Annotated in this window: 26 protein-coding genes and 2 pseudogenes; 17 read left to right on the top strand and 11 right to left on the bottom strand. The window is 69.3% G+C overall.

The features are described from left to right. Positions 1-11 precede the first annotated feature (11 nt). Positions 12-275, bottom strand: coding sequence for a hypothetical protein (locus tag ABZ454_RS27080; RefSeq protein WP_359541900.1), 264 nt, complete (start codon positions 273-275; stop codon positions 12-14). Between ABZ454_RS27080 and ABZ454_RS27075 the strand changes: the two are divergent. Continuing rightward, positions 232-657, top strand: a pseudogene (locus tag ABZ454_RS27075) (four-carbon acid sugar kinase family protein); the annotation flags it as partial. The gene ABZ454_RS27080 and the pseudogene ABZ454_RS27075 overlap by 44 nt on opposite strands. 325 nt (positions 658-982) lie before the next feature. Then, positions 983-2,026: an alcohol dehydrogenase catalytic domain-containing protein gene (locus tag ABZ454_RS27070; protein ID WP_359541668.1), complete on the top strand. Its 1,044-nt coding sequence runs from the start codon at positions 983-985 to the stop codon at positions 2,024-2,026. Between the two features lie 274 nt (positions 2,027-2,300). Here the strand turns inward: ABZ454_RS27070 and ABZ454_RS27065 are convergent, their stop codons facing one another. The 3 genes from ABZ454_RS27065 to ABZ454_RS27055 form a co-directional block, all read right to left on the bottom strand. Then, positions 2,301-2,879: a helix-turn-helix domain-containing protein gene (locus ABZ454_RS27065; RefSeq protein ID WP_359541666.1), complete on the bottom strand. Its 579-nt coding sequence runs from the start codon at positions 2,877-2,879 to the stop codon at positions 2,301-2,303. Then, a complete protein-coding gene (locus tag ABZ454_RS27060) occupies positions 2,876-3,943 on the bottom strand; it encodes a hypothetical protein (protein WP_359541664.1) in 1,068 nt (355 codons plus the stop codon). The genes ABZ454_RS27065 and ABZ454_RS27060 overlap by 4 nt, the downstream gene beginning before the upstream one ends. A gap of 162 nt (positions 3,944-4,105) precedes the next feature. Next, complete coding sequence (locus ABZ454_RS27055; protein WP_359541661.1) at positions 4,106-4,735, bottom strand: TetR/AcrR family transcriptional regulator; 630 nt, start codon at positions 4,733-4,735, stop codon at positions 4,106-4,108. A gap of 75 nt (positions 4,736-4,810) precedes the next feature. Here ABZ454_RS27055 and ABZ454_RS27050 point away from each other — a divergent pair, with 75 nt between their 5' ends. The 6 genes from ABZ454_RS27050 to ABZ454_RS27025 all read left to right on the top strand — a co-directional run bounded on the left by ABZ454_RS27050 (position 4,811) and on the right by ABZ454_RS27025 (position 10,694). Next, the gene (locus tag ABZ454_RS27050) at positions 4,811-5,653 is read left to right on the top strand and encodes an SDR family NAD(P)-dependent oxidoreductase (RefSeq protein WP_359541658.1); all 843 of its coding nucleotides are present in this window, start codon (positions 4,811-4,813) and stop codon (positions 5,651-5,653) included. Next, positions 5,650-6,909 carry a cytochrome P450 gene (locus tag ABZ454_RS27045; RefSeq protein ID WP_359541656.1) on the top strand — a complete coding sequence of 420 codons (1,260 nt, stop codon included), beginning with the start codon at positions 5,650-5,652 and terminating at the stop codon, positions 6,907-6,909. Before ABZ454_RS27050 ends, ABZ454_RS27045 begins: the two co-directional genes overlap by 4 nt. Before the next feature lie 55 nt (positions 6,910-6,964). Then, complete coding sequence (locus ABZ454_RS27040; protein ID WP_359541653.1) at positions 6,965-7,969, top strand: LLM class flavin-dependent oxidoreductase; 1,005 nt, start codon at positions 6,965-6,967, stop codon at positions 7,967-7,969. A 77-nt stretch (positions 7,970-8,046) separates the two neighbouring features. Beyond that, positions 8,047-8,799 (top strand): SDR family oxidoreductase, encoded by a 753-nt coding sequence (locus ABZ454_RS27035; RefSeq protein ID WP_359541651.1) that lies wholly within the window; start codon positions 8,047-8,049, stop codon positions 8,797-8,799. Positions 8,800-8,911: 112 nt separating this feature from the next. Beyond that, a complete protein-coding gene (locus tag ABZ454_RS27030) occupies positions 8,912-9,778 on the top strand; it encodes a crotonase/enoyl-CoA hydratase family protein (RefSeq protein ID WP_359541649.1) in 867 nt (288 codons plus the stop codon). Positions 9,779-9,848: 70 nt separating this feature from the next. After that, a complete protein-coding gene (locus tag ABZ454_RS27025) occupies positions 9,849-10,694 on the top strand; it encodes an oxidoreductase (protein ID WP_359541647.1) in 846 nt (281 codons plus the stop codon). A 184-nt stretch (positions 10,695-10,878) separates the two neighbouring features. Here ABZ454_RS27025 and ABZ454_RS27020 read toward each other — a convergent pair whose 3' ends face one another. After that, positions 10,879-11,100, bottom strand: coding sequence for an enoyl-CoA hydratase-related protein (locus tag ABZ454_RS27020; protein ID WP_359541645.1), 222 nt, complete (start codon positions 11,098-11,100; stop codon positions 10,879-10,881). A gap of 457 nt (positions 11,101-11,557) precedes the next feature. Here ABZ454_RS27020 and ABZ454_RS27015 point away from each other — a divergent pair, with 457 nt between their 5' ends. The 6 genes and pseudogenes from ABZ454_RS27015 (at position 11,558) to ABZ454_RS26990 (ending at position 15,382) form a co-directional block, all read left to right on the top strand. Beyond that, entirely contained in the window at positions 11,558-12,301 is a 744-nt protein-coding gene (locus ABZ454_RS27015) for an enoyl-CoA hydratase-related protein (RefSeq protein ID WP_359541643.1), read from the top strand. A gap of 23 nt (positions 12,302-12,324) precedes the next feature. Further along, positions 12,325-12,669: an acyl-CoA dehydrogenase family protein gene (locus ABZ454_RS27010; RefSeq protein WP_359541640.1), complete on the top strand. Its 345-nt coding sequence runs from the start codon at positions 12,325-12,327 to the stop codon at positions 12,667-12,669. A gap of 21 nt (positions 12,670-12,690) precedes the next feature. After that, positions 12,691-12,942, top strand: a pseudogene (locus tag ABZ454_RS27005) (acyl-CoA dehydrogenase family protein); the annotation flags it as partial. A 30-nt stretch (positions 12,943-12,972) separates the two neighbouring features. Then, on the top strand, positions 12,973-13,515 hold the full coding sequence (locus tag ABZ454_RS27000) for an acyl-CoA dehydrogenase family protein (protein WP_359541899.1): 543 nt from the start codon (positions 12,973-12,975) through the stop codon (positions 13,513-13,515). Then, the gene (locus ABZ454_RS26995; RefSeq protein ID WP_359541638.1) at positions 13,512-14,423 is read left to right on the top strand and encodes an acyl-CoA thioesterase domain-containing protein; all 912 of its coding nucleotides are present in this window, start codon (positions 13,512-13,514) and stop codon (positions 14,421-14,423) included. The genes ABZ454_RS27000 and ABZ454_RS26995 overlap by 4 nt, the downstream gene beginning before the upstream one ends. Positions 14,424-14,578: 155 nt before the next feature. Continuing rightward, positions 14,579-15,382, top strand: a complete 804-nt coding sequence (locus ABZ454_RS26990) for an FCD domain-containing protein (protein ID WP_359541896.1) — start codon at positions 14,579-14,581, stop codon at positions 15,380-15,382. On the opposite strand, the gene ABZ454_RS26985 is transcribed toward ABZ454_RS26990, so the two are convergent. Together ABZ454_RS26985 and ABZ454_RS26980 are read right to left on the bottom strand one after the other, a co-directional pair. Further along, on the bottom strand, positions 15,372-16,244 hold the full coding sequence (locus ABZ454_RS26985) for an FAD-binding protein (RefSeq protein WP_359541636.1): 873 nt from the start codon (positions 16,242-16,244) through the stop codon (positions 15,372-15,374). The genes ABZ454_RS26990 and ABZ454_RS26985 overlap by 11 nt on opposite strands. Continuing rightward, complete coding sequence (locus tag ABZ454_RS26980; protein WP_359541634.1) at positions 16,229-16,573, bottom strand: SRPBCC family protein; 345 nt, start codon at positions 16,571-16,573, stop codon at positions 16,229-16,231. Before ABZ454_RS26980 ends, ABZ454_RS26985 begins: the two co-directional genes overlap by 16 nt. 641 nt (positions 16,574-17,214) lie before the next feature. On the opposite strand from ABZ454_RS26980, the gene ABZ454_RS26975 reads away from it, so the two are divergent. Further along, the gene (locus ABZ454_RS26975) at positions 17,215-18,816 is read left to right on the top strand and encodes a class I adenylate-forming enzyme family protein (protein ID WP_359541631.1); all 1,602 of its coding nucleotides are present in this window, start codon (positions 17,215-17,217) and stop codon (positions 18,814-18,816) included. Positions 18,817-18,896: 80 nt separating this feature from the next. Here ABZ454_RS26975 and ABZ454_RS26970 read toward each other — a convergent pair whose 3' ends face one another. The 4 genes from ABZ454_RS26970 to ABZ454_RS26955 form a co-directional block, all read right to left on the bottom strand. Further along, a complete protein-coding gene (locus ABZ454_RS26970; RefSeq protein WP_359541628.1) occupies positions 18,897-19,916 on the bottom strand; it encodes an LLM class F420-dependent oxidoreductase in 1,020 nt (339 codons plus the stop codon). Positions 19,917-19,977: 61 nt separating this feature from the next. Next, positions 19,978-21,096: an acyl-CoA dehydrogenase family protein gene (locus tag ABZ454_RS26965; protein WP_359541893.1), complete on the bottom strand. Its 1,119-nt coding sequence runs from the start codon at positions 21,094-21,096 to the stop codon at positions 19,978-19,980. A gap of 66 nt (positions 21,097-21,162) precedes the next feature. Further along, positions 21,163-21,669, bottom strand: coding sequence for a MaoC/PaaZ C-terminal domain-containing protein (locus ABZ454_RS26960; protein ID WP_359541626.1), 507 nt, complete (start codon positions 21,667-21,669; stop codon positions 21,163-21,165). A 76-nt stretch (positions 21,670-21,745) separates the two neighbouring features. Next, the gene (locus ABZ454_RS26955; RefSeq protein ID WP_359541624.1) at positions 21,746-22,567 is read right to left on the bottom strand and encodes an enoyl-CoA hydratase/isomerase family protein; all 822 of its coding nucleotides are present in this window, start codon (positions 22,565-22,567) and stop codon (positions 21,746-21,748) included. A gap of 88 nt (positions 22,568-22,655) precedes the next feature. Between ABZ454_RS26955 and ABZ454_RS26950 the strand changes: the two genes are divergently transcribed. Then, positions 22,656-23,774: an acyl-CoA dehydrogenase family protein gene (locus ABZ454_RS26950; RefSeq protein WP_359541622.1), complete on the top strand. Its 1,119-nt coding sequence runs from the start codon at positions 22,656-22,658 to the stop codon at positions 23,772-23,774. 33 nt (positions 23,775-23,807) lie between these two features. Then, positions 23,808-24,986, top strand: a complete 1,179-nt coding sequence (locus ABZ454_RS26945; RefSeq protein WP_359541619.1) for an acyl-CoA dehydrogenase family protein — start codon at positions 23,808-23,810, stop codon at positions 24,984-24,986. Positions 24,987-25,068: the final 82 nt, after the last annotated feature.

Here is a 25,068-nt window from a genome sequence, read left to right as displayed (position 1 = left end):
CCGGTCGAGCGCTACGGAGCGACCACGATGTCCACGAATGCAGGGCGAAGCTCGGCGGGGGGCAGCTCGTCGGTGACGAGGACGTCGACGATCGACAGGTCGCCGAGGGCCATCGCCTTCTTGCGGCCGAACTTGGTGTGATCGGCGGCGACCACGATCCGGTCGGCGAGGTCCACGAGGGTGCGACGCACTTCGACCTCGGCGGGGTCGAAGTAGGTGACGCCGTGGTCGATGGACAGCCCGCCGCAGCCGAGGACCAGTAGGTCTAGGTGGATCTGCGGCCGTTCCTGTGCCGCCGTGCCGGACTTCGGCCGCTACACCGCGTTCAGCAACCACTTCGCCGTCTACGCAGGCGGTGTGCACCGCCTCGACCGGCACCCCGTCATGGCCCGCCATCCATCGACCCCGATGGACGAGGCCGACCTGCGGCAGGTGATCGCCGCCCAGCTGCGGACCGGCGAGGTCCCCGAGGCCATCCACCTCCCCGCCCTCGCCGATGGTTCCTTCCGCGAACAGTGGGCGGCCCTGCGCCGCTCCGGCCGGGCGGCCTTCGTCGTGGACGCCGTCGAGGAAGGACACCTCGACGCCCTCGCGCGGGCCCTGCGGGAGGACACCGCCCGCCAGGGACCGGCACTCGTGGTCGGCTCCGGCGGTGTGATGGCCGCGCTCGCACGCACGGCCACCGGACGATCCCGACCTGCCACCGCCACCGCCCCCCAGTCGGCCACCGGGCCGGTGCTGGCCGTCAGTGCGTCGGCTTCCAGCACCACGGCCGCGCAGATCGCCGACGCCATCGCGCACGGCTGGGCCGAACTGGCCGTGCCCGCCCAGGTGCTCAACGGCGAGGACCCTTCGCTGCTGAACGAGCTGGAACAGCGCACGGCTCAACCGCTTCGCGCAGACACCTACCCCGGCCTGACGCGCCCACGAGCCGCAGGCCCAACACTCCACCCTCACACGCGAATTGAAGGAGTACGAACTCATGCGAGCAGTCGTCAAGGCAGCGGCAGCCAAGGGAGTCGAGTACGTCACCGACGCGCCCGAGCCCAGGGCGGGCGCCGGCCAGGTGGTCGTCGAGATCGCGGCGGCCTCACTGTGCGGCACGGACCGCGAGTGCTACGCGTGGTCACCGGCCGCCCAGGCGTTCAACCTCGGGCTTCCCGTCGTGCTGGGGCACGAGGCGGCGGGCACCGTCGTCGAGGTGGGGGCCGGGGTGGGGAACCTGAGCGTGGGGGACCGCGTCGCGCTGGAGAGCCACCTGCCGTGCGGCCAGTGCTTCGCGTGCCGCACCGGGGACGCTCACACCTGCGAGCACACGCACATCCTCGGCATGCACTTCGACGGTGTCTTCGCCGAGCGCGTCGCCGTGCCCGACAGCATCTGCGTCCCCCTTCCCGACAGTGTCGACCTGGAGACCGGCGCACTGCTGGAGTCGGCCGGTGTCGCGATCCACGCCATCCAGCGGGCCGAGTATTCGGTGGCGGGTCGCGGCGTTCTGGTCAGCGGAGCCGGACCGGTCGGCATGGTCGTCGCCCGCCTGGCCTCGCTCATGGGCGCCGCCTACGTGATCGTGATCGAGCCGAACCCCTTCCGCCGCGCCGCGGCCGAACGGCTCGGTGTGATCGCCATGGAGCCGGGCGATGGTGTCACCGAGCGCAGCCGCGAACTGAGCGGTCACCGAGGCGGCGCCGACGTGGCCTTCGAATGCTCGGGAGCGGCCGCCGCGCTCCCGCCCCTCTTCGACGCGGTGCGTCGGGAGGGCACGGTCGTGACCGTGGGACACCCGGGCCGGCCGGTGCCGATCGACGTGGCTGCCCAGATCAACAAGCGCGGCATCACACTGCGCGGGATCTTCGGCCGCCGCCTGTGGGAAACCTGGGAGCAGACCATGCTCCTGCTGAACTCCGGCCGCCTGGACCTGGACTGGCTGATCACACACCGACTGCCCCTGGATCAGGTCGACGAGGCCATGGAGCTCTTGACCGGGGACGCCTGCAAGGTGCTTCTGGTGCCGGGGCTGCGCTGATTCAGGAATGCGGGGATCGGGCCGCCCGGATTCGCTCCCGGGAGCGATGGTGACGACGGCCTGGCCGACGGCGCCTCCGCTGCGGCTGGCGATGGCGGCAGGCATGTCGTGGCCAAAGGTTCTTGACCCCGGGGATTGTGCTGCGGATGGCGCCAGAGCGGGTGGGCCTGCTCATCCGCCCCGATGTGCGGCAAGCGCACCCGGTCGGAGGGGGACGAACCGGCATGGGGCACGTCCCCGTCCCGGCCGGTCTGGCGGCTATCCGCGGGTCTGCTCAATCGGACTGCGCGATGAGGCTCTCGGTCACCGGGGCGAGCAGGTTGATCAGTGCGTTCCGGTCAAGGGTGGAGAGCGCTCGTGTCGTGAGGCGGCGCCGCAGCAGCACCGTGCCGATGACCGCGCCGATCAGCGCCTCTACGCGGGCTCGCCCCGCTTCCGGGATGGCGAAGGCATTCATCACGGGCTGCACGACGAAGGCGTCGAGGTCGTCCCGCACCCGTTCCACCGCCTCGCTGCTCCCGCTCTCGGGCAGGGAGGTGAGGTCCACGAGGCGGCTCAACTGGTCATCGGCGAGGGTGACGAGCAGCCGGGTGAGGGCGGCGGTGTCGTTCAGCGTGCCGTCCGGCATCCTGAAGTGCGGTAGACGGACGGCGGCGAAGAGCCGTTCCTTGGAGCCGAAGTAGCGGACCACCAGGGCCGGATCGGCATCGGCCTCGGCGGCGATCGCGCGCACGGTGGCGCGAGAGAATCCGTCCCGCTCGAACAGCTCGGCGGCTGCGGCCAGAATGCGTTCCCTGGTGGCCTGTCCACCCGCGGCGGTGCGGGCGGTGCGGGAAGTGTCGCTGCGAGTCACCCTCGTACTGTAGCGAGCGCCGCGGTCGCGGCATCGGCGTCCTCGGCAGAGGGCGTGGCTCCGGCCTCCTCGGGGACGCGCTTGTGCCGTGCCGAACGAGCGGCCCTGTGTGCCGCCCTGGCCAGCAGGAGGATGCCGCCGGCTGCCCACACCGCCAGACACACCAGTCCGGCTGTTACGCCGTGACCGTCGAAGTACTGCACACCACGGAGTGCGGAGAGTGCCGCGCCGTGCGGGAGTACGGGGGTCAGTGCAGCGTAGAAGCCATTGAGCAGAGCGGGCGGGACCGCGCCGCCGGCGGAGCTGTTGCCGAGCAGGACGAAGCCCAGGGTCGCGATGATTCCGGGGGCCATGCCGAAGCGGGCGTTGATGCCGGACAGGGCGAGGCACACCGTCGCCGTGAAGGCCCACAGAGTGAGGAAGAGCCCCCAGGGGTGGCCGGCGAGAGCGCCGAGGTGGCCGTCGAGCACGTACGTGACGAGAGCGGCGGCCGCCGCGGTGTAGACGGCTGTCGTCACCAGGCGTTCGGTGAAGCCGCGCAGTCCCTGTACGGGGCCGAGCGTGCGGCCGAAGACGGTGGCGCCCAGTGAGGCTCCGATCCCCAGGAAGATGATGCCGTAGAACTCGAAGGTGCCGTTCGGGTTCTCGCTGGACAGCGGGGCGAGGTCGTCGACGTGGACGCTGCCGCCGGATGCGTCGGCGATCGGTGTGGCCAGGTCGGTGACGGCCGAGGCCACACTGCGTCCGCCGCCGCCGGCAACGGCCACGTTCACGTCACCGCCCGCACCGACGGTCATGGCGCCATTGATTTCGTTGTGAGCCACCTGGTCCTCAGCGGCGCCCCAATCGGGAAGCTGGGTGACCGTCACGCCGTCGACGTCCTGCAGGGTCTGGACCACGGAGGGCGCGTCCACGACGGCGATCTCCAGGTCGTGCGGTTTCGGCTGCCCGAAGGCGCCTCCGTACGCGAACAGGAACGCGAGGACGGCGATCAGCCCACCGAGTCCTGCCAGGGCTGTGTTGCGCAGTCGTTTCCTGTTCTCCGCATGTGCGTTCGTTCGCATGTGTCCCGATGCCCTCCGCTTGGTGTCAACGTTGTTGACTGTAGCATCAAAAGTCAACGTTGTTGACACCCTGCTGATCTGGGCCTTACGCGCGCCGCTGGCATAAAAATCGCCCCCGGGCCCTCACGGTGAGGGTCAGGGGGCGATTCGGCCTGTGTTCCGTTATCGGTCGCTTGTGGAGGCGCACAGTGCGGTCACCTGGCTCAGTAGGGCCCGGCGGCAGGCGGCAAGGTCGAGTGAGCTGTCGGTGAACCACTCCCAGGCGATTCCCCGGACCATGGCCATGACCGCGATGCTTGCGGAGGCGGCGTCGACATCCGGGCGGACGGTGCCGAGCGCCTTGCCCTCTCGCAGCGCGGACTCGATCCGGCGGCGGAACGCCACGTTCTGCTCGTGGACCACCGGTCGCAGCTCCGGCAACGAGGTGATCGCCTCGAAGGTGATGACGATGTACGCGCGGGCCATGTGCGGACTCTCCTCGAGTCCGTCGAGCACCGCGGCCACCTCGGCCTCGATCCGCGCGAATCCGCGGAGTGACTCGTCGAGTCGCGCCGACGGATTCTGGTCCAGTACGTGCTGGACGACGGCCGCGAGCAGCTTCGGCTTGGAGCCGAAGTAGTGCGTGGCCAGGCTTCTGCTGTACCCGGCGCGTTCTCCCAGGTCGGCCAGCGTCATGTTCGCGTACCCGCCGTCGGCGAGCAGCCGGATCGCGGTTTCGATGATGGCGGCACGGGCGGTGTCGCGGCGCTGGGCCTGTGTACGTCTCGGCGTCCGAGTGATTGACGTCACCATGAAGCCATGTTACTTGTTGGGCGTCCAATTCCTTGTTGGACGCCCAACAAGTCGATGCAGACCTTGGGGGTCGGCATGACAGACAGAGAAGTCGCCGTGGTGACCGGGGCCGCGAGTGGTCTCGGTTTCGGGCTGGTCTCCAGCCTCGTTGCCAGAGGGATGAGCGTGGTGATCGCCGATATCGACGGCGACGCGCTGACGTCGGCGGAGAAGCGCCTGCTCGCGGAGGGTGCGGACGTCCTCGCTGTCCGCACCGATGTCACCAAGTCGGAGTCAGTACTGGAGTTGTCCGCGCGCACCCTCGAACGGTTCGGTCGGGTGGACGTGGTGTGTCTGAACGCGGGGGTCTCGTTACGGGGACGAGCGTGGGAGCTGTCGGTCGCGGACTGGCGCTGGGTCTACGACGTCAACGTCTTCGGCGTCGTCCACGGGATCCAGGCCTTCGTTCCGGCCCTGCTGGAGGCGGGTGCCGGTCATGTCGTGATCACCGCGTCGAACAGCGCCACGACCACGCTGCCGTCGCTCGCGCCCTACGTGTCCAGCAAGCATGCCGTGGTGGCCGTCGCGGAGTCCTTGCAGCACGATCTGCGCGAGGTCGGCTCAGGGGTCGATGTCTCGGTCGTGCTGCCCGGCGCGATCCGGTCCGGCATGGCGGACGCGGTCCGCCACCGCCCTGCCGACTACGGCAGTGTGTCGGTTCCGGAGGACCTGGCACGAGCGAGCCGCGCGTACCTCGACCGGTTCGGGGCAGATCCGCGGGCGATGGCGGACGACGTGCTGCGACGCGCCCTCGACGAGCGCCGTTTCTGCATCTTCACCGACCCGGCGGACGCGGCGATGCTCGTCGACCACGCCGGAGCCCTGTCCGACGGCGGGCTGCCACCCCTGGTCGCGCCCGTGTCCCAGGAGGTCAAGTGAGCCAAGGAACCGTGACGTCGGCGGACGCGGAGGCACGGGCACGCAACGCCGGTGTACCCGTCGTGGACTTCGACCCGGAATGCGATCCCGTCTTCAAGGACGACCCGCTCGGCACCATCCGCACGGCACAGCAGATCGGCGACATCTTCTACAGCACGGCGGCACGCGGCTTCTGGGTCGTTTCCCGGCACGAACTGTGCAGGGAGATCAGCCAGGACCCGGCCGGTTACTCGAACCGGGAGACGTTCACCTTCTACCGGAATCCGCCTCCGGTCTTCCAGAGCCCGGCGAACCTCGATCCGCCCGAGCACGCCAAGATCCGGCGGTTGATCGCGCCGCTCCTGTCGCCCGCCGCGGTACGCAGACTCGAGCCGCGGGCCAGGGCCTCGGTCGCGGCGATCGCGGACGAGGTCGCCGAGCGGGGGGCCTGCGACTTCATGGCCGACGTGGCACTGCGCATCCCGGCAGAGGTCTTCCTCGAGCAGATGGGACTGCCGCTCTCCCGCGCCGACGAGATCATCGCCACCCGGTTGCTTCCGGGCAAGCTCAACGCCAGCAACGACCCCGACGGCACACTTCTCGCCGCGGCCGTGTCCGACGTGCGGAGCATGTTCGAGGAAGTGGTGGCCGAACGTCGCCGCCGGCCCGCCGACGACGTCCCGAGCTATCTGCTGGCCCAGACCGTCGACGGCAGGCCGCTCAGCGACGAGGAGGTGCTGCAGCTGTGCCACACCCTGCTCGGCACGTCGCTGGGCACGACCGCGTCGACCATGGCGTTCCTGTTCCAGTGGCTCGCAGGGCAGCCGGAGATGCGCCAACGCATCACGGACACACCGGAGATGGTCCGCGGCCTGGTCGACGAGGCGGTGCGGCACTTCCCGGCGATCCCGATGGTGTCCCGGACCGTTCGGGCCGACCGCGAGGTTCACGGAATCCCGTGGAAGGAGGGCGACCGGCTGCTGCTGCTCCTGGCCGCGGCGAACGCCGACCCCGATGTGTTCCCGGCACCGGCGCAGGTCGATCCGGACCGTCACCCCCCGCGTCACCTCGGGTTCGGTGGCGGCGGACCACATCGATGCGCCGGTGCGCTGCTGGCCCACATGGAGCTCCGCGTCCTCACAGAGGAATGGCATCGGCGCATCGCGGACTACCACCTCGGCGACCTGTCCGACCTCACGCACGAGGTGTCGGTAGCCATCCGCATGACAAGCCTGCCCCTGGTCGTCGGCACAGCCGACGCGCCGTCCGCGCGCTGAGCCGATTCCCTTTCCCCCGCGGCACACGCCCTTACCAATTCGTGAGGAGCAACACATGCCCCGACTACGCCTGTCCTTCGACCTCCGCCGCCCCGACTTCGTCTCCGCCGGCTCGGCCGAACTCGCAGCGACGATGCTCGACATCTGCGAGTGGGCCGACCGGCTCGGCTTCGACATGACCTATTTCGGCGAGCACCACGCCGCCGAGGACCGCTACCTGCCTTCGCCGCTGATCGCCTCGTCCGCCGCAGCCGGGCGCACCTCGCGGATGCGGTTCCGGCCCATCCTGCTCACTCCGCTCTACCACCCGATCCGCCTCGCCGAGGACATCGCGGTGGCCGACCTGCTCAGCGGGGGCCGGATGAGCCCGGTGTTCGCCGCGGGCTACCGGCAGCAGGAATTCGACATGTTCCAGGTCGGCCTGGGGGAGCGGCGCCGCCGACTCCTCGAAGCCGTGGAGGTCTGCAAGAACGCCTGGACGGGCGAGCCGTTCGACTTCCGCGGCACCACCGTCACGGTCACCCCCCGCCCTGCCCAAGAGCCCCGACCCCCGATCATCATGGGAGGGGCGGCCGAGGCCCCCTCCCGGCGCGCCGCCCACCTCGGCGACGGGTTCGATCCCGCGGAGCCGCAAGCCTGGGAGTACTACCGGGACGAATGCCTGAAGCTGGGGAACGACCCGGGGCCATGGGTCCCTCGCGGCCCGACGTTCCTGTACGTCACCCACGATCCCGACGCGGCATGGGCGGAGGTCGGCCCCAATCTTCTGCACGCCGCGAACACGTACGCCAGGTGGATCGCGGACTCCGCGCAGGGGAAGAGTGACTGGTACCCGCCGATCGCATCTGTCGACGAACTGCGGGCCGGAGGTGCCTACGAGATCGTCACCCCCGAGCGCTGCGTCGCCATCGGGCGTGAGCTCGGACCGGAGGGACATCTGATCCTGCGGCCGCTCTTCGGCGGGACCGAGCCGAAGAAGGCGTGGGCCAGTCTGCGGCTCTTCGAGTCCGAGGTCCTGCCGCACCTCGAGGTACCCGACCAGGCACCCCTGCAGATCTGAGACCGGTGCTGCTTCACGCGCACCGGCGGGACGTGAACATCTCACTCACCTGAAAACGGAAGCGGAGCACAGTGGATATGACGGGAAAGCGACTTACCGGGCAGGTCGTGCTGGTCACGGGCGCCGGGCAGGGCATCGGCCGGGGAATCGCCCTCGCGCTGGCGAAGGAAGGGGCGCAGGTCGTCCTCGCGGGACGGACGAAAGCGAAGTGCGACCTCGTCGTCGACGAGATCGAATCGGCCGGGGGAGCAGCGCTGTCCCTGGCGTGTGATGTCACCGACCGGTCCCAGGTGGACCGCATGGTCTCGGAGACGGTGGAGCAGTTCGGGAGCCTGCACGGCCTGGTGAACAATGCCGTCTCCAGCGACCAGCAGCTGCTCGAGGAGGTCACCGACGCCGACGTCGAACTCTCCTGGCGCTCCGGCGCGATGGGCACCCTGTACGCAATGCAGGCGGCGCTGCCGCACCTGCGGGCCGCCGGCGGTGGCTCGATCGTCAACTTCGGCTCGAGCACCGCGGTGTACGGCAACGCCACCTTCGGCGCCTACGCCATGGCGAAGGAAGCGATCCGCGGACTTTCCCGGGTCGCCGCACGTGAGTGGGGGCGCTACGGCATCCGCGTCAACGTGGTCGTGCCGGTGGCCATGTCGCCGGCCTCCGTGGAGTTCTCGCAGAAGAACCCGGAACGCTTCGACGCGATGCGGAACTCGCTCGCGTTGCGTCGGGTCGGCGACTGCGAGACGGACATCGGCCGTGCGGTCGTCTCACTCATGTCGGACGATCTCTCGTACCTGACCGGGGACACGTTGATGCTCACCGGAGGCATGTGACCCGCGGGGTCGGTGCGCCCTCCGCGGCTCGCCCTGGTTCCCACGAGTGGCAGCGTGTACAGTTTAATAGTATAGCTATTTGTGGGGTTGATGGAGCGACGGAGGGCGGCCCATGCCGGACCGGGAGTACGAGACTCTGCGTGCCGGGACGGCGGAGGGGATCCTCACCGTCACCCTCGATCGCCCCGAGAAGCTGAACGCCTTCAACCCGCAGATGATGCACGACCTTCTCGACGTGCTGGACGCGGCGGAGGGCGACGACGACACGCGCGTCATCGTCTTCACGGGGGCCGGCCGGGGGTTCTGCGCCGGCGCCGACGTCAGCTCCGGCGGATCCTCCTTCGATCACCGCGAGGCCGGGGCCCGGCACCGGGACATCGGTGGCCTGGTGGCGCTTCGGCTGTACTCCAGCACCAGGCCGGTCATCGGAGCGATCAACGGACCCGCGGTGGGGGTCGGGGCGAGCATGACCTTGCCCATGGACATCCGACTGGCCTCGTCCTCAGCCAAGTTCGGCTTCGTCTTCGCGCGGCGCGGCATCGTCCCCGAGTCGGCCGCGAGCTGGTTCCTGCCGCGGGCCGTGGGAATGCAGACCGCCATGGAGTGGGTGGCGACCGGCCGCGTCTTCGGCCCTCAGGAGGCGCTGGCAGCGGGACTTGTCCGCTCGGTCCACCCGCCGGAAGAACTCCTGCCCGCGACGTACGACCTTGCCCGCGAGATAGCCGACAACACCGCACCCGTCTCCGTCGCGCTGGCTCGGCAGATGATGTGGCGCATGCTCGGCGAGGGCCATCCGATGACAGCGCATCGACTCGATTCGCGGATCATGAGCCAGATCGGCGGCGGCCCCGATCCCACCGAGGGGATCGAGTCGTTCCTCGCCAAGCGGCCTCCGGCGTTCCCGGGGCGGGTCAGCAAGGACATGCCACCCCTCTACCCCTGGTGGGAAGAGGAGGAGTTCCGCCCCTTCGGCACATAGCGGCGCCGGTTCGCGCATCGGCAACGACACCTCTGTCCGCTTCAACGACTCGTAGATGGGTGAACAACGAATGACACGTCACTGGCTGATCACCGGGGTGTCCGGAGGGCTCGGCCGCGCCCTCGCCGAGGCGGCACTCGGCCGAGGGGACGTCGTGGTGGGAACACTCCGCGACGAGGCGCAGGCGGCGAGCTTCGAACAACGCGCCCCCGGACGCTCCTTCGCGGTCCTGCTCGACGTCACCGACGGCCCGCAGATCGTCTCGCAGCGGGCCTCCGAGGCCGTCAGGAGGGCCGGGCATCTCGACATTCTGGTCAACAACGCGGGCTACGGATTGCTCGGCGCGGTCGAGGAGGTGAGCGAAGAAGAACTGCGGCACCAGATGGAGACCAACTTCTTCGGCCCCCTCCATCTGATCCGTGCTCTGCTGCCCCACTTCCGCGAGCGTGGTGACGGACACATCGTCAACGTCAGCTCCATTGCCGGCTTCAGTGGCCAGGCCGGACTTGGCCTGTACAACGCTTCGAAGTTCGCCCTGGAAGGGCTCTCCGAAGCGTTGCAGCACGAGCTGAGGTCGTTCGGGATTCCCGTCACCCTCATCGAGCCCGGCGCCTTCCGTACCGACTGGGCGGGAAAGGGGCTGCGCCGGGCTGCCGAGCGCCTGTCCGTCTACGCGGCTCTCGCCGAGGCGGGTGACAGCACGATGAGCAGGCTTGACGGGGAGCAGCAAGGCGACCCCGGCCGGGCGGCTGCCGCGATCATCGCGGCCGTGGAATCGGCCGCGCCGCCCCGCCGGCTCCCGCTGGGCAGCGACGCGGTCGCGGCCGTTCGCAACAAACTCGAAGGTATGGAGCGGGAGTTGAAGGACTGGCAGGGCGTGGCGCTCTCCACGGACTACCCGGACCGGCGCGACTGATCCGTAGGCCGTGGACGGAGCCCGGCGGCCACCTCGCGGGATGTCTTCAGCTGTGCCGTGAGGTGAGCTTCTTGACGAGAGCGACATGCTCCGGCTAGCGCACGCTTGCGCGCTCCGCGAGGATTCCGGGCTCCATCACGGTGGACATCGCCGCCTCGAGATCAGATTGACGGTGCGCTTGGTGTCACGCTGCGCTTGTGCGGGCAGCTACGCGATTCGTTGTGCGAGACATGGCCTCGGCGAGCAACTCGTCCTGCGGCACGGCTCGGTCGGCGATGCCGAGCTGCACGCCGTCGTGAGCGTCCACACGCTGACCGAGGAGCAGCGTCTCCTTGACCCGGGCGGGGGCGGCCGGTAGAGGCAGGGCCAGGGCACCGCCTTCGCCGGCGACCAGGCCGACCCGCACGTGCGGATCCGCGAAGTGCGCGTCCTAGGCGACCGACATCAGGTCACTCAGCAGGGTGAGGCTGCGTCCGAGCCCGACCGCGGGGCTGCTGGCTGCGGCCACCACAGGTGCCGGACAGTGCGCCATGGAGGTGATGATCTGCCGCGCTTCGGTGATGTTCTCCTCGCGAACAGCGGCATCCTGCTGGACCGCTCCCTCACCCCCACCTCCGATAGGTCTGTATGGAGCTCCTCGCTGGGGGAGTTGAGCTGCTCCGGACGGTTGAGCCGCACCGGGCGGACCGCGTCGTGTGCGTCTTCACCAGCTCGGGCGAAAGGTCGTACACCTCGGATGCCTCAGGTCACCCGTCGCTGTTCGAGTACGTGGCATAATAAGATAACTAAATGCACTGTAAGGAAGTGCTGGTGAGGGTGAGCCGCCGGCAAGCGGAGGCTTCATGCGACGAGGGGCGGCAGCTTTGACGACACAGCCGGACGGTGAACAGGCCCTGCTCGAGGTCGGTACGGACGCCGGCGTGCTGGTGCTGACGCTCAACCGGCCCGGCTCCCGCAACGCGCTCTCGCCCGGGCTCGTCGAAGAACTGGACGCGGCCCTGACCCGCTTCTCCGAGGACGATGGCCTGCGTGCCGCCGTGATCACCGGTCGCGGCACGGCCTTCTGCGCGGGCCTGGACCTGAAGGCGTACTCCGCTGCCACCGCCGACAGGCGGGCCCCGGCCGCCCTGATCGACCGGGTGGGCCGTCTGGCCAAACCGGTCATCGGCGCCGTCAACGGACCGGCCTTCACCGGCGGGTTCGAGCTCGCACTGGGCTGCGACTGGCTGATCGGCAGTCCGGCGGCACTGTTCGGTGACACCCATGTGTCGGTCGGCGCCTTTCCCGGCGGTGGAATGACCGCGCGACTCGGACACGTCGTCGGAGTTCGCACGGCCAAGGCGATGAGCCTTGCCGGGCTGCGCCTGGACGCCGAGGCCGCACTGCGTGCGGGACTCCTCTCGGAGATCGTCGAGGCGGATCTGCTGGTCGAGCGAGCCGTCGAGATGGCGAGGTCGGTGGCCGCGGCGAACCAGGATCTCGTAGGGGCCGTACGGGCGCTGCACGATGACAACGTCGACCGGTCCGTGCCCGAGGCACTCGCGGCCGAGAAGGCAGCCCTGGAACAGTGGCGGGCCCAGGGAGGGCGCCGCGGATGGTCCGGTTGAACTCGTACGAGGAAGGCTCACGCATGTCGCAGCAGGGTGAGGACGAGGAGTTGCGGCGGGCCGTCCGCGCCCGCGCGGAGCGCTTGATAGAGCCGCTGATCGCCCCGATCGACCGCGGTCAGCGCTTCTCGCCCGAGCTGTGGGCCCAGCTGCGGGAACTGGGGATCGTCGGGTTCCTCTTCCCGGAGGAGTGGGGCGGGTCCGCAGGTAGGTTCAGCTCCTTCGCTGCCGCGGTGGAGGAACTCGCCCGGGCCGGAGCCATAGCGGGCTTGTACCCGGGAACGACCGTCCAGGTCGCCGACGCGCTCCTACGCCTGGGAACGGACGCGGCCCGGCGCAAGTGGCTGCCCCGCCTGGTGGCCGGGTAGGCCGTCGCCGCTTGGGCGTTCACGGAACCCCAGACCGGATCGGACCCCCGGCAACTGCGGACCCGGGCGCGGCGGGAGGGGGACACCTGGATTCTGAGCGGAGACAAGCAGTTCATCTCCTACGCGGGTGTGTGCGCGGTGGCCCTCGTTTTTGCCCGCACACCCGATGACCGGGTGGGGGCGTTCCTGGTCGAGGCCGGAACTCCGGGGTGGTCGGTGGGGGCACCCGTCGAGGTCCTGGGGCTCGGGGGAAGTGAGCCGCGGCCGCTGTACCTGGATGACGTCCGTGTACCTGCGGAACACGTGGTCGGCGAACCGCGGAACGGCTTCCAGGTGATGCTGGCGGGAGAGGCCCAGGGCAAAGTCCGCGCGGCCGCGGTGTGTGTCGGGATCGCCCAGCGTGCTCTCGACGAGGCAACCGAGTACGCCCTGACGCGGACTCACCGTGGGGTGGCCATCGGTCGAAAATTCGGCGGAGTCCAACGACACCTCGCGGACATGCAGGCGGGGGTCCTGGCGGCCCGGGCTCTTGTGCGGTCCGTGGCCACCATGGTCGACGAAGGACAGCCGGTGGCCAAGGAGGCGGCATCGGCTCGGCTGGTGGCCGGACGCACCGCCCACGAGGCGACTTCGTCGGCGCTTCAGGTCTGCGGTGCCTACGGGTGGACCAAAGAACTGATCGTCGAACGACTCTTCAGGGAGAGCAAGTTCTTCGAGGTGACCCAGGGGTCGGCCGAGATCCAACAGGCCATTGTGGCGCGTGAGGTACTCGGCCGGGGGGCCGAGCGAGCTGAAACGCCACGAGACAGGAAACCGACACACGAGACGACGGGTGATTCCGCGTGAGCCTGATCGAAGGGGCCGATCATTCCACGGCCTCGTCCTTTCCCCGTCAGGAGCCGGAAGGCGGAGACCCGCGCGTCTTCCGTCGTGTCGCCGCGATGCTGCGGCTCGAGCGGATCACGCCCGACCTCTATACAGCGCACAACGACACCGAGACCAACCCCGGTCGGCTGTACGGCGGCCTGGTGGCGGCCCAGGCCCTCGCGGCCGCCCAGGAGACAGTGCCCGACGGCTTCTTCGTGCACTCCCTGCACTCGGTGTTCCTGAGGCCGGGCCGCCCGGGAGTTCCCGTGCGCATGAGGGTCGACCGCTTGCGCGACGGGATCTCCTTCCTCAGTAGGCAGGTGGAGGCGGAACAGGACGGAAAGGTGTTGCTGTCCGCCACGGTGTCCTTCCATCGAGACGCGGAAGGACCAGAGTTCGCGGCACAGATGCCACTGGCACCCAACCCGGACGACCCGGACGCCGGATGGATCCCGGCACCGTTTCCCGATTTCCCCGTGCGTCATGCCTTCCGCATGAGGGAACAACACGTTGAGGGCCAGGGCGAGTCGGTGGGGCGCCGTTACTGGATCCGCCCCGCGCTCGACCCGCCGGACGGCCGGGCTCTTCACTCCAGGCTCCTGGCCTTCGCCAGCGACTTCGGGGCGCTGTCTGTTGCCGCGCGGGCGATCGGCCTGCCCGACCGTGATGCGGAAAGGAGGGCCACGCTCGACCACACGCTCTGGTTCCACCGGCCGGTGCGTTTCGACGACTGGCTTCTGATCGAGCTTCACACGGCCTCCGTGGCCGGCACGCGCGGGTTGGTGCTCGGCACGGTGCACGACCGCTCGGGACGTCACGTCGCCACGATCGCTCAGGAGGCGCTCTTGAAGCCGGCGAGGCCGAAGGGGAACTTTGTGCGTGGTTGAGCACCGGGTAGACGCATGTGTTTGCTTGTTGGCTGCGGTAGCCGAGAAAGGGTGGAGGGCAACGGGGCCCAGATTATCGGCTCCCAGATCTTGACCTGGTATGCTGCCTGCGCTAAACATATTTATTTGTCTATATCGCGGTAGGGGGAGTGGCGATGGCCGAGCTCGCTCGTGTAGCGCAGGCATCAGACGCACCGGGCGGGGCGCGAGTGCCGGTCGGCAAGCGGGTTCGTGTGCCCAAGACCGCCGAACTGGTGGCCGGACACCTTCGGAAGCAGATCGTCCGGGGCGAACTGGAACCCGGCGATGCTCTGGCGTCCGAGTCCGAGCTGATGGGGCAATTCGGGATCTCCCGCCCCACGCTGCGGGAGGCCTTTCGGGTTCTGGAGTCCGAGTCGCTCATCACCATCCGGCGCGGCGCCCACGGCGGCGCTCGGGTGAGCGCCCCCGATCCCGATGTCGCCGCGCGCTATGCCGGTCTCGTCCTCGAGTACCGCGGGGCCACACTTCGCGATGTCTACCAGGCGGCCGCCATCATGGAACCGCCGTGTGTGCGGCAGTTGGCCGGCCAGGCGGACGCGGCCGTCGTCGCGCGGCTGCGGGAAGCGGTGGATGCCGAGAAGGCCGCCCTGGACGACCCTCTGGCCCTTGTCGAGGCTCAGGATGCCTTCCACGCTCTGCTGGTGGAACTCACGGGGAACCAGACACTGGTCCTGCTGTGCAGCATGCTGCGGTACATCGTCGACCGTGCCAACTCCGAGCACGTGGCCGCATCCGCCGATTCGGAGGAGCACCGTGCCCAGGCCCTCAAGGGGCATCGCACCCACGTCCGGCTGGTCAAGCTCATCGAGCAGAACAAGGCCGAGGAGGCGGAGAAGCTCTGGCACCGTCACATCACCAGCGCCGACGACGTCGTCAACGCGGTCGGCGCGAAGACGGTTCTCGAGCTCATCGACTAGCGGCGCACGGCGGACTCCCTGAGCTGTCTGTCAGCTCCGCCCCATCAGGCCGGCCAAGACGTAGGCGGTGAGCGCGTCGAGCGTCGGTCGATCTCGTTGCGCGGTGTTCTGCGGCATGTGGTGGGTGGCCAGCCGGCCGAAGACGAAGGGCGCGGCGATGCTGGCGCCCGCCCGGGTAGGTGCGGCCCATGACGGAGGCGGTGCGGTTGCCGGTGGCGTACAGGCCGGGGATCGGCTCCCCGTCCTCACGCATCACACGGGCGTGTTCGTCGGTCAGCAGGCCTCCTGCCGTGCCGACATCGTCCGGGTAGAGCGCCACCGCGTAGAACGGAGCCTTGCCGACCGGCGCCACGCAAGGGTTGGGGCTGACCCGCGGGTCGCCGTAGTAGCGGTCGTAGGCCCGCTCGCCCTTGTGGCAGTCGGGGTCCTTGCCGTGGGCCGCGGAGGCGTTGTGGCGGTCAGCGGTGGCACGCGGCCCGGCCGGTCGATACCGCACTGATCGGCGAGGGCCTCGATCGTGTTGGCCTTCTTCGTGTAACCGGAGGTGAGCCCCGGCGGTGTCACACCGCCGAGGCTCATCCCCCCCAGGTAGTTCCCGCGGTGACGGGAGTCCAGGATGAATCAGCCCGGCACGGCGCCGGTACTTCGGCGTGGATCGCGGCCAGCAGCATCCAGCCCTGCAGCGGCGACGTGGAGGTCCGACGTCACCGACGGCCGATGCGAAGTATCGGCGGGCGTCCTCCGGGCTGTCCTGGACGCCGGCGCGGCGCGGGACCGGGTTGTTCGGCAGCCACAGCACGCCGCCCGACATCGCGGTGGATCCGCCGACCGTATCCGTCTTCTCGATCACCAGGGCTTGCATCCCGCCCTCATGGGCGGCCAGAGCGGCGCACAGGAACCACCGCCGCTGCCGACCACCACCAGATCGGTGACTACGTCCCATCCGGTCTCGGACGTGTCCTCGCGCTGTCTTCCTGGGCATGATCGTGCCTCTGCTCTCGTGGTGGTGCTGTCGGACGCGCCCCCGCCAGGGGCGTCGTCCTGGTAGTGGTCCTCGTGCAGTTGAGGGTGGGTCGTCTGGACGTGGTAGCCCTCGTTGGAGGCTCCCGGAGCGGTCTTCCAGTTGCAGGGGAGGATGACCGTCTTGTGCCAGCGGTAGCGGAACTTCTCGAACTCGAAGCGGTCGAACACTTCGGGGACGGGGCGAGGTAGTCGCGCAGCGGTTCCGCGTCGGGGTTCATGGTGATGAAGACGAAGCCGCCCCAGGTGTCCACGAGGGGTTCCCTGAGGCGCAGGTCGTCGTCGGCGAGCTTGCCGCCCCAGTCGTCGCGGTCGACGACCTCGCGGACGCTGCCGTCCAGATACGTACTTCGGGTCGATGTAATCCGATGGGGGTACGAAGTCGTCACGCACCGGGCAGTCGCCGGCGCCGAAGGGCCGCTGCGGCTGTTCATCGTTGATCTGGATCTGGGAGGCGGGAGATCGGCTGTCGTCACGTTGGCGCCCCTTCCACGTGCTCGGAAGCCCCACTAGGAGAGTGTTTGCTCTCTTGGAGGTGATGTCAATGCCCTTGGTGCGGAGAGCGGGAGGTGTCGATCGGACGGCCGGTCGCGCGTACCCCTGTCCTGTCGCCCTCGTGTCGGTCGGGGGAGTGCCAAGGGTTGCGGTAACAGGGTAATGAGTTATATCTATACGTTGATCGCCCCCTTGGCAATCCGCTGGGCGAAGGCGATCCCAGGGTGCGCTCGGAGTCTGACCCACCCTCGCCGGCCGTCGTCGGCGGCTGGGTCGCGGCGCCCCGCGCAAGCGAGCCGCACGTACAGGAGACGCCATTGCCGCCGTATCTGTCCGACAGGACCCGCCTCACCGAAGCCCATAGGCCCGCAGACACCGGGCCTGCCTTGTGGCGCCTCTCGGTCGGTGAGCTCCTACTGCGCAACGCCGACCGATACCCCGACCGGCTCGCCGTAGCGGTGGCCACCGACTCCGGTCTGGACAGCCTGAGTTGGCAGGAGCTGGCCGACCGGGCGCGCAGCGCCGCCCACCAACTGCTGGCACGACTCGCCCCCGGCGACACGGTCGGTGTGTGGGGGGCGAACTCGGTGGCCTGGGTCGTGGCCGAGTACGCCTGTGCGCTCGCCGGCACCGTGCTCGTACCGCTGAACACTTCGCTCGCGGACGCCGAGGTCACCGACCAACTCAGGCGTTCCGGTGTGCGGGTGGTCCTGGCATCGGAGGACCACCGCGGCAGGCCCCTGCTGGACAGGGCCCGGAAGATCGCGGAGGGGCTGCCTCAGGCTCCCCTCGTCCACTCGCTGTCGCACTGGGAGGACGGTTCTCCCATGGGCGGGGCTCTGCCGACCGTCTCGGCGGACGCGCCCTTCCTCATCCAGTACACCTCGGGGACCACGGGGCGCCCCAAGGGGGCGGTGCTCTCCCACCTGGCCTGCGTCAACACCGCACGCTTCGGGATGGAACGGCAGCGCACGGGAACCGACCACGAGGTCTTCTGCTCACTGCTGCCCCTGCACCACGTCGGGGCCTCGGTGTGCGGTGTGCTGGTGGCCGCCAGCGTCGGCGCGGCATGGATCTCCGCGCCGCGCTTCGACGCCGACCAGCTTCTCGGACTGATCGAGGAGACCGGGACCACGATCCTGGGGGTGGTGCCCACGATGGTGGCGGACCTGTTGGCCCTTCCAGGCCTTGGCGATCGCGACCTGAGCACGCTGGGGGTGGTGATGGGGGGAGGTGCCACGGTCTCACCCGCCACTGTCCGCGACTTCCAGCGGACCCTGGGAGTGGAATTCGTGGTCGGGTACGGCCAGTCCGAAAGCCCTCACGCGTGTTCCACGGAGACCGGTGACACGGCCGAGGACAAGGCGCTCACGCTCGGACGCCCGTCGCCGCACCGGGAGGTGCGCATCACCCGCCCGGCAACGGGCGAGACCGCGGCACTGGGAGAGCCGGGGGAACTGTGGATCCGGTCCCCGCTCAACATGATCGAGTATCACGACATGCCGGAGGCATCGGCTGCCACGCTCGATACCGACGGGTGGCTGCACACCGGCGATCTGTGCAGCATGGACAGCCGGGGAGTGATCACCTTCCACGGCAGGATCCGAGAGGTCATCATCCGAGGCGGCGAGAACGTCTACCCCCGGGAGGTGGAGGACGTCCTGGAGTCACACCCCGCCGTCGCGGCAGCTGTCGTCGTGGGTATCCCCGACGCCCGGCTCGGTGAGACGGTGGCGGCCTGTGTGCGGACGCACGCGGGAGCCGATTTCGACCCCGAGGAACTCCAGGTGTTCGCCGGCGAGCGGCTCGCGTCGTTCAAGGTGCCCCGTACCTGGCGGTCCGTCTCCGCATTTCCCCTGACCGGTTCCGGGAAGGTGCGGCGCACCGAGTTGCGGAAGCTGTTCCTGCCGTCCAGCTGATCGGCAGACAAAGCCGGGGTCGTGGATGTGTCACCGTCCACGCCCCCGGCTTTGCTGCGCTTGCGGGCCGTTGGGCCCGCTCAGTCGCGCAGTTCCTCCAGCGCCGGCTGCCAGACCTCTGGTTCGGTGTCGTAGGTGGTGTAGAAGGAGAGCCGGTCCACCAGCGAGCCGTATCGTCGGTTGATCTCGGCTGCCAGGCGGTCCGGCTCGCCCACGACGGCGAAGGCGTTGAGCACGTCGTCGTCGATCAGGGTGCCCATGGCCTCCCAGCGGTCCTCGCGGCGGGAGGTGGACAAGGCGTGCAGCTCGTCGCCCAACTCACCCCAACCGTGCAGCTCCAGTACGGCGCGGTAGGCCGGTGTGCTGCCGTAGAAGGCGATCTGCCGACGGGTGGCGGAGACCGCGTCGGCCATCTCCTCCTCGGTCCGTCCGGTCGCGGTCAGCAGCAGGTGGCTGACGGTGAAGTCGCTCCGCGTGCGGCCGGAGGAGGCCAGCCCGGCCTCGATGGTCGGCAGGGTGACCTCGCGGAGGTAGCGTTCGGTGGTGAAGCCATGGCAGAGCAGACCGTCCGCCACCTCACCCGCGGTACGTGTCATCGCCTCACCGACCGCGGCCAGGAAGACCTTCGGCGCGCCGCCGGGCGCCGGGGCAGGGGCGAAGAACGGCGTCATGAGGGTGTGGCTGTAGAAGTCGCCGCGGAAGTCCAGGCGGGTGCCGTCGTTCCAGGCGGACCAGATGGCCTTCAGCGCGCTGATGTACTCCCGCATCCTGGCCGCCGGCCGGCTCCAGGGCATCGAGAACCGGCGCTCGATGTGCGGCTTGATCTGGCTCCCCAGGCCGAGGGTGAAACGGCCGCCCGAGTAGGCCTGGAGGTCGTGCGCGGTATAGGCCAGCTGCATGGGGGAGCGTGCGAAGGCGAGTGCGATCGCGGTACCCACCTCCAGCCGTTCGGTGTGCTCGGCGGCGAGGAGCAGGGGCAGGAACGGATCGTGCTTGGACTCCGAGGACCACAGTCCGCTGTAGCCGCGCCGCTCGTATTCCACGGCCTGGGAGACCACCTCGGAGGCCCCCCAGGCGCTCAGCTTGCCGTCCACCTTCATAGCGTCAACTCCCTTGAGTACAGGTCCCCGGACGGTGCCGGGGAGATCGAGCCGAGGGTTCTCAGACTCCGATGCGCCGGGCCAGCAGCTCTCGGTGGTGCGCGGAGTCACCGAGCAGCAGCTGCGAGGTCTTGGCCCGCTTGAGGTACAGGTGAGCGGTGTGCTCCCACGTGAAGCCGATTCCGCCGTGCACCTGGATGTTCTGCGACGCGGCCAGCACGGCGGCGTCCGAGCAGAAGGCCTTGGCCAGTCCGGCTACGTTCGGCAGGTCGTCCCCGCCGCCGTCGGCGCTCAGCAGAGCGAAGTAGGCGGCGGCACGGGCGGATTCGACCTCCAGCAGTACGTCGGCGAGGAGATGCTTGACCGCTTGGAACGAGCCGATGGCGCGGCCGAACTGGTGGCGCGTCTTGGCGTACTCGACCGCCATGTCCAGAGCCTGCTCGGCCACTCCGACCTGCTCCGCGGCCAGCGCGGCAGCGGTCCGGTCGAGCACCTCGGACACCAGGTCCCAGCCGTTCCCCGGAGTGCGCAACCGGGTGGCCGGCACCTCCCGGTACTCCAAGCGTGCCTGGCGCCGCGTCGGGTCCAAGGTGGGCAGGGTCTCGCGGACCAGACCGGGGGCATCGCCCTCGACGCAGAACAGCCCGATGCCGTCGGGGGTGCGTGCCACGGTGAGGACCACGTCGGCGACTGCTCCGTCGAGCACGAAGTTCTTGTTCCCGGACAGCCGCCAGCCGCCGCCCGTATCCTCACGGGCGGCGAGCCGCACGCCCTCCGCGTCCCATCGCGCCGCGTCCTCGGTCAGCGCGAACGTCGCGACCGTCTCGCCCGCGGCAAGGCGGGGCAGCAGTCGCTTGCGGGCGTCCGGGTCCTCGCAGCGAAGCAGGGCGGTCGTGGCCATCACGGCGGAGGAGAGCAGCGGCGCGCACAGCAGCGCCCGCCCTGCCTCCTCCATCACCACGCCGAGTTCGACCATGCCGCAGCCGGCACCACCGAACTCCTCGGGCACCATCAGTCCTTGAACGCCGATCTCGGAGCCCATGCGCTGCCACACACCCGGGTCGTGGCCCTCCGGGGAGTCCATCAGCCGGCGCAGCTCCGGCTCCGAAGAGGTCTTGTCGAAGAAGGCGCGCACGGTTCTGCGCAGATCCTCCTGCTCGTCGGTGAAGGCGAAGTGCACGGGAACTCCCGGATCCATGGCGGAGATTGAGGGGGAATGGTGTAACTGGAGATTCTGCGGTCGGGATCAGTGCTCTGTCGGCTCGAAGTCCTTGCCGCGGATGAGTCGCACCGGTGTATAGACCAGTACCTCCTCGTCCCGCTGGTTGCGGACGCTGATCCTGCTGGTCACGACGCCGCGGCCGGGCTTGCTCGAGGACCGCGAGTCCGTGGTCTCCACGATTGCGCAGAGTGTGTCGCCGACGTAGACCGGGCCCTTGACGGACAACTCCATGTGCATGAAGGCGAGTCCTGTGCCGTGCAGGGCGTTGGTCTGCAGCACGAGTCCCTCGGCGATGCAGTAGGTCAGAGCTCCTGGGACCAGCCGACCGGTGTAGCCGCCGTCGGCGGCGTGCGACGCATCCCAGAAGAGCGGCTCGTTGAAGCCGCCCCAGGTGATGAAATTCACCAGGTCGGTCTCGGTGATGGTGCGGCGGGCGGTGCGGAACCGCTGGCCGGTCGGCATCTCCTCATAGGTCAGACCCTTGACCAGCGGGGTGACTTCTTGTGCGGGCGGCTGGGCCGGCTGGGGCATGGCGAGTCCTTCGGTTTCGATCGGCTGTTGGCTGTCGGCTGTCGGCTGTCGGCTGTCGTGTCGGCGGGGCGGGGGGTCAGAGGTCCAGGGGGTGGGCCGCTGCCACCGCCTCGAAGTCGGGAGAGCGCTTCTCGCGGTGCGAGGCGACGCCCTCGGCCACGTCATGTCCGCCGAAGCCGAGGAACTCGAGCCCGAGCGACGCCTCGAAGATCGGCTGGGCGATCCGGTACCAGTGGTTGAGTGACCGCTTGGTCCAGGCGATGGCGCTGACGGAACCGGCGGCCAGACGGGTGGCGATGCGCAGCGCCTCGTCCCGCACCTCCTCGTCGTCCACGCACGTGGAGACCAGGCCGATCCGTTCGGCCTCCTCGCCGCTCAGTGCGTCACAGGTGAGGAGGTAGTACTTGGCCTTGGCCATGCCGCACAGCAGTGGCCAGCAGATGGCGGCGTGATCGCCGGCGGCGACGCCGAGCCGGGTGTGGCCGTCGACGATCTTCGCCTTCCGGCCGGCCACCGAGATGTCCGCCATCATCCCGATGACAAGGCCCGCGCCGACGGCAGGGCCGTGGATCGCCGAGACCACCGGCTTGGCGCAGTTGAGCACTCCGTAGACCATGTCCCTGGCCTCGCGCATGACCCTGACGCGCACGTCGTACGAGTCGGTCATGGCCTCGATGGAATCGAAGGTGCCGCCGGCCGAGAACGCCTTTCCGGCGCCCTGGATCATCACCGCGCGGGTCTCTTCGTCGCGGTCGATGACCGGCCAGATGTCGGCCAGTTCGCGGTGCATCGCCGGGTCGACGGCGTTCAGGTTGGGGGCGTCCAGGACGATCCGGAGCACGCCGGGAGCCGGGCGTTCGAAGGTCAGGCTGCTGAACTGCTCGTATCGGTCGGTCACGTCGGGCCTCCGGCTCAATCAGTATGGATACTGCAATAATCTAACTGTATTGTCGACGTGAGCAACACCGGGCACGGAAGGGCTCTGCATGGAACTCACCTTCAGTGAAGAGCAGGAGGAGCTGCGATCGGTCGTGCGCTCCTTTCTGACGCGGCACTCCTCCGAGGCGGAGGTGCGCCGCCTCGCGGCGACCGATGACGGCTTCGACCGGGCGATCTGGCGCCGCATGGCCACCGAACTGGGCCTCCAGGGGATCGCGATCCCGGAAGAGTACGGAGGCTCGGGGTTCGGCCACCTCGAACTCGGGGTCGTCTTCGAGGAGATGGGCCGGGCGTTGCTGTGCGCTCCGTACTTCTCCACGGTCGCGCTGGCCGCGGAGGTGCTGCTGCGGGTGGCGGACGAGGACGCGCGCCGCGAGTTGCTGCCGGGCATCGCGGACGGAAGCACCGTGGCGACGCTGGCGCTCACCGAGGAGGACGGCCGCTGGGACCGGGCCGGCATCCACCTGGCCGCAGCACCGGCCGGCGACGGCTGGACGCTGACCGGTACCAAGTCCTACGTACCCGACGGGCACACGGCCGATCTGTTGCTGGTCGTGGCGGCCACCCCCGGCGGGGTGGGCCTGCTCGCGGTCGACGCGGATGCGCGGGGTGTGAGCCGCACACACCAGCCCGCCATGGACGAAACCAGGAAACAGGCTCGCGTGGAGTTCACCCACACCCCGGCGCGGCTGTTGGGCGAGGAAGGCCAGGCCTGGCCGGGCATCGAGCGAGCGCTCGCCACGGCCGCCGTGCTCCTCGCCGCCGAGCAGGTGGGCGGGGCGTCCGCGGCGCTGGAGGCGGCGGTGGAGTACGCCAAGATGCGCAAGCAGTACGGCCGTGTCATCGGCTCCTACCAGGGGATCAAGCACAAGTGCGCGGACATGCTGGTGGAGATCGAGTCCGCGCGCTCCGCCGCGTACGGCGGCCTGTGGGCCGTCGCGGGCGACGACGACAACGAGGCCGCCCTGGCGGCTTCGCTGGCCAAGGCGTTCTGCTCGCAGGCCTACACGCGGGTGGCCGGTGACAACATCCAGGTGCACGGTGGGATCGGCTTCACCTGGGAGCACCCAGCACACCTCTACTTCAAGCGCGCCAAGAGTTCCGAGGTACTGCTCGGTCCGGCGTCCTACCACCGGGAAGCCCTGGCGTCCCGGCTGGGCATCTGAGGCAGGAATCCGAGCAGGAGAGGGGAAAAGCGAGTGGAGCTGGATTTCGGGCCTGAGGTCCGGGAGTTCCGGGACGAGATCCGCACGTGGTTGCACGAGCACCTGGTCGGTGAGTTCGCCGAGTTCCGCGGGGTCGGTGGTCCCACCGACGGTGTGGCCTGGGACGTGCGGCTCGCCTGGGACCGTGAGATGGCGGCAGGGAACTGGCTGGGCGTCGGCTGGCCGCGCGAGCACGGCGGACGTGGTCTCGGCCTGCTCGAGGAGATCGTCTTCGAGTACGAATACGCGCGCGCCAACGCGCCCTACCGGGCCACCGGCAATGCGCTGGACCTGCTGGGGCCGATGCTGATCGCGGTCGGCGACGAGGAGCAGAAGAAGCGCTTCCTGCCACCCATCCTTGCTGCCCAGGAGTTCTGGGGGCAGGGGTTCAGCGAACCGGGCGCGGGCTCCGACCTGGCCTCGGTGAGTACCCGCGCCGAACGCGACGGTGACGAGTGGGTCGTCAACGGCCAGAAGGTGTGGACCTCCTTCGGGATGTACGCGGACTGGCTTTACGTGCTCGTCCGCACCGACCCGGACTCCGAGCGCCACCACGGGCTGAGCATGCTGCTCATCCCCACCGACCAGCCCGGTGTCGAGATCCGCCCGATCCGCAACCTGGCCGGCCAGGAAGAGTTCGCGGAGGTGTTCCTCTCCGACGCGCGCACCTCCGCCGGCCTGGTGGTGGGGGAAGTGGGCCAGGGCTGGCGGACCGCCATGGTGACCCTCGGGATCGAGCGAGGCGGCACGCTGCTGCCCCAGCAGTTCACCTTCGAGCGTGAGGCCGAGGCCGTTCTGCGGCGGGCCCGCGGGCGCGGCCTGGCCGGGGACGCCATGCTGCGCGAGCGGATCGTGGAGGCCTGGATGGCGGTCCGGATCATGCGTCTGACCAACCTGCGTACGGTCGGTGAGCTGGTGGATGGCCGGACTCCGGGAGCACAGTCCACGACGGCCAAGCTCTACGCCTCGACGGGGCACCAGCGTCTCGGCCACGTGGCCATGGAACTGGCGGGCCAGGCCGGTCAGGTGGTCGGCCCGGACTACGAACTAGACGGCATGCAGCGCTCGTTTTTGCTGTCCCTTGCGGAGACCATTTACGGGGGCTCCAGCGAGATCCAGCGGAACATCATCGGCGAGAAGGTGCTCGGACTTCCCAAGGACCCGAGACCCTGAGCGGTCAGGCCCGCCGCGACGAAGGGCCGCGCCGGGCCGGGGGGGGGGGGAAAAGCGGGGCGGCGGGGGCCGGCGGGGGGGT

The organism is Streptomyces sp. NPDC005803 (assembly GCF_040630435.1).
Classification (GTDB): domain Bacteria; phylum Actinomycetota; class Actinomycetes; order Streptomycetales; family Streptomycetaceae; genus Streptomyces.
Note: the sequence above shows the minus strand (reverse complement) of the source record. Positions and strands in the feature narration are given on the sequence as shown.